General features: G+C 69.9%; 8 protein-coding genes. 6 read left to right on the forward strand and 2 right to left on the reverse strand.

Annotated elements, in window-relative coordinates:
• Positions 1–139 precede the first annotated feature (139 nt).
• Positions 140–832, reverse strand: a complete 693-nt coding sequence (locus DK254_RS10455) for a Crp/Fnr family transcriptional regulator (protein WP_109933712.1) — start codon at positions 830–832, stop codon at positions 140–142.
• A 109-nt stretch (positions 833–941) separates the two neighbouring features.
• On the opposite strand from DK254_RS10455, the gene DK254_RS10460 reads away from it, so the two are divergent.
• From DK254_RS10460 to DK254_RS10485, 6 genes are read left to right on the forward strand one after another with little or no spacing between them, the layout of a single operon-like run.
• Positions 942–3,062, forward strand: coding sequence for a TonB-dependent receptor (locus tag DK254_RS10460; protein WP_177412042.1), 2,121 nt, complete (start codon positions 942–944; stop codon positions 3,060–3,062).
• On the forward strand, positions 3,062–4,129 hold the full coding sequence (locus DK254_RS10465) for an ABC transporter substrate-binding protein (RefSeq protein WP_109933713.1): 1,068 nt from the start codon (positions 3,062–3,064) through the stop codon (positions 4,127–4,129). Before DK254_RS10460 ends, DK254_RS10465 begins: the two co-directional genes overlap by 1 nt.
• Positions 4,126–5,142 (forward strand): iron ABC transporter permease, encoded by a 1,017-nt coding sequence (locus DK254_RS10470; RefSeq protein ID WP_109933714.1) that lies wholly within the window; start codon positions 4,126–4,128, stop codon positions 5,140–5,142. Before DK254_RS10465 ends, DK254_RS10470 begins: the two co-directional genes overlap by 4 nt.
• Positions 5,135–5,911, forward strand: a complete 777-nt coding sequence (locus tag DK254_RS10475) for an ABC transporter ATP-binding protein (RefSeq protein WP_109933715.1) — start codon at positions 5,135–5,137, stop codon at positions 5,909–5,911. The genes DK254_RS10470 and DK254_RS10475 overlap by 8 nt, the downstream gene beginning before the upstream one ends.
• On the forward strand, positions 5,908–6,534 hold the full coding sequence (locus DK254_RS10480) for a hypothetical protein (protein ID WP_109933716.1): 627 nt from the start codon (positions 5,908–5,910) through the stop codon (positions 6,532–6,534). Before DK254_RS10475 ends, DK254_RS10480 begins: the two co-directional genes overlap by 4 nt.
• 4 nt (positions 6,535–6,538) lie before the next feature.
• Positions 6,539–7,162 carry a hypothetical protein gene (locus tag DK254_RS10485; protein WP_109933717.1) on the forward strand — a complete coding sequence of 208 codons (624 nt, stop codon included), beginning with the start codon at positions 6,539–6,541 and terminating at the stop codon, positions 7,160–7,162.
• 453 nt (positions 7,163–7,615) lie between these two features.
• Here DK254_RS10485 and hemN read toward each other — a convergent pair whose 3' ends face one another.
• Positions 7,616–9,001, reverse strand: a complete 1,386-nt coding sequence (gene hemN, locus DK254_RS10490) for an oxygen-independent coproporphyrinogen III oxidase (RefSeq protein ID WP_109933718.1) — start codon at positions 8,999–9,001, stop codon at positions 7,616–7,618.
• Positions 9,002–9,255: the final 254 nt, after the last annotated feature.

Genomic DNA, 9,255 nt, shown 5'->3' on the forward strand with positions numbered 1-9,255 from the left:
CCGAACCTCCCAGCCACGCCGGACAGCCCCCTCTCCCGCTTGCGGGAGAGGGTTGGGGTGAGGGTGCGGAGTAAACCCGAAACACCAGTGCCGCCGGTAAGCACCGTCCACAGTCAGGCCCGGCACCCCATCAGCACCGTCAACTCCGCGCCTGCGCCTCCAGCGCTTCTATCTCGGCGATCCGCCATTGCCGTCTTTTGCCTTCCAGCACACCCTGGCGCTGCCATTCGGCCAGCAGGCGGTTCAGGGTTTCCGCGCGTACGCCGAGCTTGGCGGCCAGTTGGCGCTGGCTCAGTGGCAGTTCGATGTTCTGCCCGGCGCGGCGCGGCAGGCGTAGCAGGTAGGTCGCCAGGCGCTGCGGCGCGTTGAAGCCGGCGAGGCTGTCGACGTCGTCGATCCTTGAACTCAGCGCCTGGCCGGCTATGTCCAGCATGTCCAGCGCCAGGGGCGGGTGTTCCAGGCAGGCGCGGCGCAGGTTTTCCCGGTGCAGGCGGCACAGCAGGCTGGGCATGGCCGCGCGGGTGCCCACCGGGTATTGCCGCTGCGGCATGAACATCACCACGGGCGCCAGCAGCTGGCCGCGGCCCACGTGCTGGATCACCCGTTCCTCGCCGTCCATGCCGTAGCGCAGGGTGTCGATGCGGCCCTCCAGCACCAAGTACCAGAACAGCGCCGGCTGGCCCTGGTTGAACACCGCCTCGCCCTCCTCCAGCGCGCACAGGCTGGCATCCGCCAGCAGGCTTTCGCGCAGCGCCTCCGGCTGCGCGCCCAGCAGCGGGTGGCTGGCGAGCAGTTCGCGGGCCAATACCAGGCCGTTCTTGACATTTCTCATTTGATACAAGCCCGCAAAGGTGGATTATTCGCAAATGATAATTCATGTCATTTACAGCGTGCAGCTCTTTTGCTAAGGGCGCACACCATCCTTGGGGGAGGCATTGATCGTGGTTCTGAAGTCCTATCGTGCACTGTTGCTGGCACCGGCCCTGAGCGGCCTGTTCACCCTGAGCCCGCTGGCCCAGGCGGAAGACACCAATAAAGAGCTGGAAAGCCTGACGGTGACCGCCACCCGCTCCTCGGCGGCGGCCGAGGATTCGCCGCGCACCCTGACCGTGATCAGCGGCGAGCAGGTCCGCGAGCGGGTCGGCAGCGGCGGCATCCAGAGCCTGCTGGCGGAAATCCCCGGCATCGAGTTCGCCCGCAGCGGCGGCCTTGGCGGGCAGCTGGTGGTGCGCGGCTTCAACAGCAACTCGGGGCGCTCGATCCTGGCCATCGACGGCGACCGCTACCGCGGCCGCAGCACCCTGGAATTCAACATGATCGACCCGGATTCGATCGAGCGCATCGAGATCATCCGCGGCCCCGCCTCGGCGCTCTATGGTTCCGACGCCATGAACGGCGTGGTCAACATCGTCACCCGCAGGGCCAAGGTCGACCCATCGCAGAGCTTCGAGCTGACGCCGAAGCTGCGCGCCCTGGAATGGAACAGCGGCAACAGCATGGTCGGCGGGCGTGCCGAGATGGTTGGCGGCGGCAACGGCTTCGACGTGCTGCTGGGCGTCAACCAGCGCAGCGCCAGCGACTACTCCACCCCCATCGGCGATGCCGCCAACAGCGGCTACAGCTCGCTCGGCGGCGACTTCGCCATCGGCTACAGCCCCGACAACGATTCGCGCTGGGAACTCTCCGGGCGTTACCAGCGGGTGGTCAGCAAGCGCGCCGGCGGCCTCGGCGCGGCGCCGGGCGAGCCCTTCATGGACGTGCGCGAAGACCCGATCACCGAGCGCTACCTGCGCCTGGGCTACCAGAACTACAACGTCGGCGCCTGGGCCGACAGCCTGGACAGCAGCCTCTACGTGCGCGACTTCGAGACCGACATCTACCAGCGCAACAGCACCGCCGCCACGGTCGACGCCTTCGCCCACATCAAGGTCTACACCCCCACCGTCTGGGGCGGCCACCTGACCGCCATGAAGCAGTTGGGCGAGCACAACCTCAGCTACGGCGGCGATTTCTTCAACGAGCGCTTCGACGGCCGCGAGAACAATGCCCGGCGCTACAACCGCAGCACCGGCGCGCTGCTCTCCGACAGCGGCTGGAACCAGATGGAGCGCGATTCCGAGTCGACCAACCTGGGCCTGTTCGTCAACGACGACTGGCGCTTCGACGAACGCTGGTCGTTCACCGGCGCGCTACGCGGCGACATGGTCAACGTGGACATCGGCGACACCTTCGCCGGCGAGGCCGCGAGCCTGGCCAACGCCTACCGCGGCAACACCGACCAGCGCCACTATGCGGTCACCGGCAGCCTCGGCGCGGTGTACCGGCTGACCCCGGCCTGGCACCTGGTGGGCAACCTCAGCCGCGGCTTCCGTGCGCCCTCGGGCAACGATCTGACCATCTCCAGCACCGCCGGCACCCAGCCGACCCTGCCCTCCCCCGACCTCGACCCGGAAACCAACGTCACCGCCGAGGCCGGCGTGCGCTGGTACGGCGAGCACAGCCAGCTGAACCTCACCGCCTACCAGAGCAAGTACAAGGACCTGATCAGCCTGGTGCGCCTGGATTCCACCCTCTACCAGCGGCAGAACGTGGCCAAGGCCACCATCCGCGGCCTGGAGCTGGACGGCCGGACGCAGCTGGCCGAGCGCTGGAGCCTGGGCTACGCCGCCACCCTGACCCGCGGCCGCGACGACAAGACCGACCAGGACCTGCCCTACATCGCCCCGCTCACCGGCAACCTCAAGCTGCGCTACGACACCGGCCACTGGTACGGCGAGGGCGTGGTGCGCGCCTACCAGGGCAAGCACCACATCGACGAGAAGCAGGAGCGCGAGACCTCCAGCTACGCCATGGTCGACCTGTACGCCGGCATCGACCTGGACCGCGTGCTCGGCAACGGCTGGCAGGACTGGAAGCTGATGGGCGGGGTGGAGAACCTGTTCGACCGCGTGGGCCGCAACCCCACGGTGGCCGAGAACCTCGCCTACCCCAACGACCTGGTGGGCAACCCGCTGGTGGAGCCGGGCCGCGCCCTGGTGGTCAAGCTGTCGGTGGACTACTGATGCGGCGCCCCATCGCATTGCTGCTGGCCCTGCTCGGCGCCGTCCCGGCGCTGGCCGCCCAGGTCGTCGACCAGAGCGGCCGCAGCGTGGAGCTGCCGGCGCGGGTCGAGCACCTGGTGGCCATCCCCATCCCGCTGGCGTCGATGATCATGGCCGTGGACGGCGGCCCGCAACGCCTGGCCGGGATGAACTCGGCCAGCCGCGCCGACTTCGAGCACGGCCTGCTCGGGCGCATGTACCCACAGGCGCAGCAGGTGCCCTCGCAGGTAGCCGGCGAAGGCTTCGTGCCCAACGTCGAGGCGCTGGCCGCCACCGGCGCCGACCTGGTGTTCCAGTGGGGCGACCGCGGCGACGACATCGTCCGGCCGATCAGCGCCCTGGGCATCCCGGTGATCACCCTGCGCTACGGCGACAGCGCGCTGGCCGCCGGCTGGCTGCGCCTGGTCGGCGCCGCCCTCGGCAAGCCGGAGCGCGGCGAGCGCCTGGCGCAGTGGTTCGAGGCGCGTAGCCAGGCCATCGCCACGCGCACCTCCACCATCCCCGCGGCGCAGCGGCCGCGGGTGCTCTACCTGCAGCGCACGCGCTCGGGGCTGATCGCCGCCGGCGCCGGCACCAGCATGGACGGCGACATCCGCCTGGCCGGGGGCAGCAACGTCGCCGCCGGCGTGCCCGGCTTCGCTCCGGTGGACGTCGAGCAACTGCTGGTGTGGGACCCGCAGGTGGTGCTGCTGAACAACTTCGAGCCGGGCCTGGCACCGGCCGAGCTGTATGGCGACAGCCGCCTGGCCGGCCTGGCCGCGGTGCGCGAGCGGCGCGTCTACAGCTACCCCCACGGCGGCTTCCGCTGGGACCCGCCGAGCCAGGAAACGCCCCTGGCGCTGGACTGGCTGGCCAGCCTGTTCCACCCCGAACGGGCCGAACCCGGCCTGCGCCAGCGCATCACCGAGGCCTACCAGTTGCTCTACGGCTATGCCATGGGCCCGGCCGATCTCGACGACCTGCTCAAGCTCGCCGGCAACGGCGACAGCGCCCACTACCGCGCGCTGTTCGCCGGGGAGGCCCGATGAGCCTGCGCCAACGCCTGGCCACGCCGCTGTTGCTGGTCGCCCTGCTGCTGGCCGCGGTGCTCGCCCTGGGCGCCGGGCGCTATGCCATCGAGCCCTGGACGGTGCTGCGCATCCTCTTCGCCCCGCTGTTCGGCGAAGGCGACTGGAACGCCATGCAGCAACGCGTGGTGGAAGGCGTGCGCCTGCCGCGGGTGCTGCTGGCGGCGGTGGTCGGCGCCGGCTTGGCCGGGGCCGGGGCGGCGCTGCAGGCGCTGTTCCGCAACCCGCTGGCCGAGCCGCAGCTGCTCGGCGTGTCCTCTGGCGCGGCCTTCGGCGGCGTGCTGGCCTTCCTGCTCGCCGGCGACGGCTGGCCGGTGGTCACCGGCGCGCTGGTCTGGGGCCTGCTGGCACTGCTGGCGGTCTACTGGCTGGCCGGCGGGCGCGGCAGCCGTGGCAGCAGCACCGTGCTGCTGGTGCTGGCCGGCATCGTGGTCAGCGCCGTGTTCGCCTCCGGCGTGTCGCTGATCAAGCTGGTGGCCGACCCGCAGAACCAGCTGCCGGCCATCGTCTTCTGGCTGATGGGCAGCCTGTCCGCGGCCGACACCGGCAAGCTGCTGATCGCCCTGCCCTGCATCGGCCTGGGCCTGGCCCTGCTCTACGGCCTGCGCTTCCACCTGATGGCGCTGTCGGTCGGCGACAGCGACGCGCGCAGCCTCGGCGTGCCGGTGCAGCGCGTGCGCCTGCTGGCCCTGCTCGCCGTCGGCGTGATCGCCGCCTCCAGCGTGGCGGTGTGCGGCGTGGTCGGCTGGGTCGGCCTGGTGGTGCCGCACCTGGTGCGCATGGGCTGCGGCAGCGACCACCGCGGCTTCCTGCTCAACACCGCGCTGGCCGGCGCCACCTACCTGATCCTGGTCGACACCCTGGCGCGCACCCTGACCCAGCTGGAAGTGCCCCTGGGCGTGCTGACCGCGCTGCTCGGCGCGCCGCTGTTCGCCTTCCTCATCCGTCGCCTGGGAGGGACACTGCATGGCTGAAGCCGCCCTGCGTTGCCACGACCTGCACCACGCCTACGACAACCGCCCGCTGCTGCGTGGCCTCGACCTGGCGCTGCCGCGCGGCGCCCTCTGCGCGCTGCTGGGCGGCAACGGCGCCGGCAAGTCCACCCTGCTGAAGATACTGGCCGGCAGCCTGGCGCCCAGCCACGGCCGGGTGGAACGCCGCGGCCGCCTGGGCTTCGTGCCCCAGGAAGTGCACCCGGCGCTGCCGATGACCGCCCTGGAGATGGTCCTGCTCGGGCGCTCCGCCGGCATCTCCCTGCTGCGCGCCGCCGGCCGCGACGACTACGCCGCCGCCCGCCGCGCACTGGAGCGTGTGGAGGCAGCGCATCTTACGGAACGCGCCTTCGCCTCGCTGTCCGGCGGCGAGCGCCAGCTGGTGCTGCTGGCCCGCGCCCTGGCCGCCGAGGCCGACATCCTGCTGCTGGACGAACCCACCGCGGCCATGGACTGGCACAACCAGGCCCTGACCCTGCGCCTGCTGGCGGAGCTGGCCGGCGCCGGCATCACCCTGGTGTTCAGCACCCACGCCCCGCAACACGCGCTGGAGTTCGCCAGCCATGCCCTGCTGCTGTTCAGCGAAGGCGCCCACGCCTTCGGCGAGCCGGCGCAGGTGATGGACGAAGCGGCCTTGTCGCGCCTGTACCGCATCCCCGTACGCCGGGTCCGCCTGGACGAGCTGCCGCAGAGCGGCACGGCGGTCCCGATCTTTTCCCAACACCCTCAGGAGAACCGTGAACAGCCATGAGCAGCATCCTCCACATCCGTGCCGTCTCCCATGAACTGCCGGCCTTCGTCGCGCGCCTGGAAGCGCTGGGCATCGACTCCCTGTCGCTGCGCCAGATGAGCGACGAGCACTTCGCCGGGCGCAGCGCCATCCTCGTCGAGGGCCACGTCGACCAGCGCGCCCTGCTCACCCACCGCGACGCCCTGCGGCGCCACCTGGACGCCGGCGGCACCCTGGTGTTCAACGGCCACCTGGTCTACCCGATCTTCGACGGCCTGGCGGACTTCGTCGTGGCGCCTCGGCGCGGCGTGAAGGAGCTGGAAGTGGAGCGCGTGAACCCGCACCCGGTGTTCGACGGCGTGGACTGCCACGACCTCAGCTACCGCCGCGGCGTCGCCGGCTTCTACGCCCGCGGCGCCAACCCGCCGCCGCCCGGCGCCGTGGTGCTGCACCGCCTGCGCGCCGACGGCTCGCCCATCGACTGGGTGTGGCAGCGGCCGGCCGGCGGGCAGGTGTTCATGCACAGCGGCAACAACCTCTGGATGTACATCAACGACGACACCAGCGCGGCGCGCATCGCCCCGCAGCTGCTGGACTGGGTGCGCGCCGGCGCGCCCGCCGTCACCTACGCGGAACAGGAGTGAAAGCATGCGAATTGCCTTCGTCGACGGTGGCACCTACTACCACCACGCCACCTACAACGACCCGCAGTTGCACGCCTACTTCGACCGCAACCTCTACGCCCCGGAACTGCCTGGCGCCGACCTCGACGACATCGACTGCCTCTACGTCGCCAGCCGGCAGAACCCCGAGGACCTGATGGCCGCGCAAGACACCATCGCCGCCTTCCTCGCCGCCGGCAAACTGGTGGTGGCCCTGGGCGAAAGCCGCGCCGACCTCTGGCTGCAAGGCGTACGCTGGCGCCCCTGCGAAACCAACTTCTGGTGGTGGCTGGAGCCCGGCGCCGACTCCGGCCTGCGCCTGGGCGCAGCCGACCACGGCCTGTTCGCCCACCTCGACCTGGCCGCCGCCACCTGGCACCGCCACGGCGAACTGCAGCCGCCTGAAGGCGCGATCTCCCTGGTGAACACGGTGGACGGCGGCTCGGTGCTCTACGACGACAGCGTCACCACGCCAGGGCGGATGATCGTCTCCACCCTGGATCCGTGCTACCACCATGGCAGCTACTTCATGCCGGCTACCACGCGCTTCCTGCATGGGTTCCTGCCATGGCTGAAGGCGGGGGCCAGGGTTAGGTCAAACGGCGGATAACGCGGAACGTTATTCGCCCTACGCCAGGCCCCCCGTAGGGCGGATAACCGTTCGCGGTTATCCGCCGCCTCACCTTCCTTGTCGGCAACGCCGTGGTTGAGCGTGGCGCAGCTCCGACAGCGGCTCCGTGCCCGGCACCGAGCGGAATGCGGCCAAGGTCAAACGGCGGATAACGCGGAGCGTTATTCGCCCTACGCCAGGCCCCCCGTAGGGCGCATGACCGTTCGCGGTTATCCGCCGCCTCACCTTCCTTGTCGGCAACGCCGTGGTTGAGCCTGGCGCAGCTCCGACGGCGGCTCAGTGCCCGGCGCCGAGCGGAATGCGGCCAAGGTCAAACGGCGGATAACGCGGAGCGTTATTCGCCCTACACCAGGCCCACCCGTAGGGCGCATAACCGTTCGCGGTTATCCGCCGCCTCACCCATCGCCACGCCGGAATCGACCTTCGGCGACCTCAAATGGTCCGCGAGAAGCGCTCCCGCTGCTCGCCGCCCAGGTAGGCGTCGAAGGCCATCGCCACGCTGCGCATCATCAGCTGGCCCTGGGGCAGCAACAGCAGCCCGTCGTCATGCAGTTCCACCAGCCCGTCGTCGACCTGCTCCCGCAACTGCCGCAGCGAGTCCTCGAAGTACTCGGTGAAGCGGATGCCGTGGCGTGCCTCCAGCGGTGCATAGTCCACCCGGCCGTGGCACATCAGCTCGCCTATCACCTCGCGGCGCAGGCGGTCGTCGTCGCTCAGGCGGTAGCCCTTGTGCACCGGCAGCAGGCCTTCGTCGAGGCGGGCGTAGTACTGGGAGAGTTCCTTCACGTTCTGCCCGTAGGTGTCGTCGACCTTGCTGATGGACGACACGCCCAGCGCGATCAGGTCGCAATCGGCGTGGGTCGAGTAGCCCTGGAAATTGCGTTGCAGCGTGCCCTTGGCGCGGGCCACGGTCAGTTCGTCGTCGGGCAGGGCGAAGTGGTCCATGCCGATGTAGGCGTAGCCCTCCCCGGTCAGCCGGCCGATGGTCAGCTCCAGCAGTTCCAGCTTGCGCTCGGGCGGCGGCATGTCCTCGCGGCGGATCAGGCGCTGGGCGCGCACCCGCTCGGGCAGGTGGGCGTAGCTGTAGGCGGCGATACGGTCGGGGCGCAGCGCGACTATCTTGCCCAGCGTGGTATCGAAGCTCTCCACCGTCTGCAGCGGCAGGCCGTAGATCAGGTCCACGGACACCGACTTGAAGCGCGCCTCGCGGGCGGCCTGGACGAGGTCGAAGATCTGCTGCTCGCTCTGCACGCGGTTGACCGCAGCCTGGACCTTCCCGTCGAAGTCCTGCACGCCGAAGCTCAGGCGGTTGAAGCCCTGGGCGCGCAGCTCGGCAATGCGCTCGCGGCTGATGGTGCGCGGGTCGACCTCGATGGAGAACTCGTGGTTGTCGCTCTCGTCGAGGTTGAAATGCTCGCGCAGGCAGTCCATCAGCTCGGCCAGCTGCTCGCTGGTCAGGTAGGTCGGCGTGCCGCCGCCCAGGTGCAGCTGGGTGAGCTTGCGCTGGCCGTCGAACAGCGCCGCCTGCATGGCGATCTCGCGCTTGAGGTAGGCCAGGTACTCGACGGCGCGGTGGGTCTTCTGGGTGATGATCTTGTTGCAGGCGCAGTAGTAGCAGAGGCTCTTGCAGAACGGGATGTGGATGTACACCGAGAGCGGCTTGGCCGGTGCCTGGTTGCTGCGCCGGGCCGCCGCGCGGTAGTCGTCGGCGGCGAAGGCGCCATGGAACTGCGGCGCGGTGGGATAGGACGTATAGCGCGGCCCCGGGCGGTCGTACTTCTCCACCAGGGCGCGGTTGAAACTCATCGACTCAGGCATGACACGGCTCCTCTGGCTCGCCGTCCGTTGCGGCGGGCTTCGCGGGCAACGATACACCCGACCGGCTGCGTTGCTCCTGAGTGGGATCAAGAACCGCTCAGGCGCGCACGGCGGTTTCGTCCGTTCAGGATAGGCCTTTCCAGGATGGCGGGTGTCCGGGTCCTCGACGAGGTGACGGATGCCACCGGCAAAACCCATGGGCCATGGCGATGGGTATCGCTTCGCTCCACGCCATCCTGCGGTCCCTACGCTGC

This window comes from Pseudomonas sp. RW407 (assembly GCF_003176655.1).
In the GTDB taxonomy this organism is placed as follows: domain Bacteria; phylum Pseudomonadota; class Gammaproteobacteria; order Pseudomonadales; family Pseudomonadaceae; genus Pseudomonas; species Pseudomonas delhiensis.

Excerpts from the sequence above, each read along its gene's own strand:
- DK254_RS10455 (WP_109933712.1), bottom strand. The coding sequence starts at position 832 with ATGAGAAATGTCAAGAACGGCCTGGTATTGGCCCGCGAACTGCTCGCC.
- DK254_RS10465 (WP_109933713.1), top strand. The coding sequence starts at position 3,062 with ATGCGGCGCCCCATCGCATTGCTGCTGGCCCTGCTCGGCGCCGTCCCG.
- DK254_RS10470 (WP_109933714.1), top strand. The coding sequence starts at position 4,126 with ATGAGCCTGCGCCAACGCCTGGCCACGCCGCTGTTGCTGGTCGCCCTG.
- DK254_RS10475 (WP_109933715.1), top strand. The coding sequence starts at position 5,135 with ATGGCTGAAGCCGCCCTGCGTTGCCACGACCTGCACCACGCCTACGAC.
- DK254_RS10480 (WP_109933716.1), top strand. The coding sequence starts at position 5,908 with ATGAGCAGCATCCTCCACATCCGTGCCGTCTCCCATGAACTGCCGGCC.
- DK254_RS10485 (WP_109933717.1), top strand. The coding sequence starts at position 6,539 with ATGCGAATTGCCTTCGTCGACGGTGGCACCTACTACCACCACGCCACC.
- hemN (WP_109933718.1), bottom strand. The coding sequence starts at position 9,001 with ATGCCTGAGTCGATGAGTTTCAACCGCGCCCTGGTGGAGAAGTACGAC.